Below are 1,302 nucleotides of genomic sequence, written 5' to 3'. Positions count from 1 at the left end.
ACAAGGCGTTGGTCGACCTGCCCTGCCCCGCCCGATGGGTTGGCCCCGCCAACGGAAGAACCGGTAGGTGTGGGCGAGGTAAACGGAATACCATCAATCACATACAGCGGCTCACTACCCGTAAAGGAATTTGCACCACGAATGGTCAGGCTGATACCCGCGCCGGGGGCTCCGTCGCTGCGGTTCACCTGCACGCCCGCCACTTGTCCTTGCAGCCCTTGGTTAATGCTGGTAGGAATGGTCTTCAGGATGTCCTCGGTTTTCACGGATGATACGGCCCCGGTCACGTCGCTCTTTTTTTACTGAGCCGTAGCCAATAACAACAACCTCTTCTAGGGCCTTCTGGTCGGTTTTTAGCCGCACATTAACTGTAGATGAGGCGTTTGCCGTTATTTCTTTGGTTTCATATCCTATAAAGGAGAAAACCAGCGTGTTGCTACCCGCAGGAAGAGTTAGCGAGTAGGCTCCCTGAGCATCTGTGATAGTGCCCGTGCTGGTGCCTTTCACAGCTATACTAACGCCTGGCAAACCACTGTTATCTGTCACACCTGTAACAGTTCCTTTTATAACAGCTTGCGCCCAGGATTCTACTGAAATTAGCAGCAGTATGAGTAGACAGAGAAGAGGTAAAGGCTTCTTCATAGAAGGAAATGAGTAGTTGTGGGAATTTTTGGGGGTAGTGTGCAGAAAACAGAAGGCATGAAAGTCTCTGCCCCTAGTTTTTGAGAACAGGAGAACAACCTCGCATCAAGAGGCAAAATGATGCAAACAAGCTACTTACTGGCGCTTACTTCCTTGCGTCGACGGATAGAGAGTCACTTATCCTCTAAAGCCTTCGCATAACTGTCGATGACAGGGCTACGGAGCGTAGCTTCTATGACATATAAACAGAAACAGCTTAGCATTAACTATTGACTGTAAACGCGTTGCTAGCAAAAACTATCTCTAAGGGAGTTTGTGCTTAGGTGAACTTAAACACAGCTGTACAGGACTAGAAACCGTTTGCAATGAAAATTTACGATAAATCTAAATCGATTTAGTAATGAAAAAGCAACAAACAATCTACCTTAATACACACCAAGCTCTCTCGCTACTTGTAAAGTACAATGGTGCATCACCAGGGATTAGCTCATAAATACTCTTATACTTAAAAAATCATATTTCTTTTATGATACTTTTATGACAATTATTTCATCATTTTTAAACAAATGACAAAATTTTGCACCTACTGTCTTGTTTCAAAATCTTCCTATAGCACAACTCTAGCTCAATAGAAAAAATATATTTTTCTAATACGAAGAG

Annotated in this window: 2 protein-coding genes; both read right to left on the bottom strand. The window is 44.5% G+C overall.

The annotated features are described in order from the left end of the window. Positions 1-266 (bottom strand): TonB-dependent receptor plug domain-containing protein (locus tag VI25_RS20210; protein WP_201783348.1); only part of this gene is annotated, 266 nt, incomplete at its 3' end. After that, positions 223-642: a carboxypeptidase-like regulatory domain-containing protein gene (locus tag VI25_RS23600; protein WP_072144868.1), complete on the bottom strand. Its 420-nt coding sequence runs from the start codon at positions 640-642 to the stop codon at positions 223-225. The genes VI25_RS20210 and VI25_RS23600, both read right to left, overlap by 44 nt. Positions 643-1,302 lie beyond the last annotated feature (660 nt).

Origin of the sequence: Hymenobacter sp. AT01-02 (genome assembly GCF_000961955.2) — a bacterium.
Taxonomy (GTDB): domain Bacteria; phylum Bacteroidota; class Bacteroidia; order Cytophagales; family Hymenobacteraceae; genus Hymenobacter; species Hymenobacter mucosus.
This window is presented reverse-complemented; position numbering and strand designations above follow the sequence as displayed.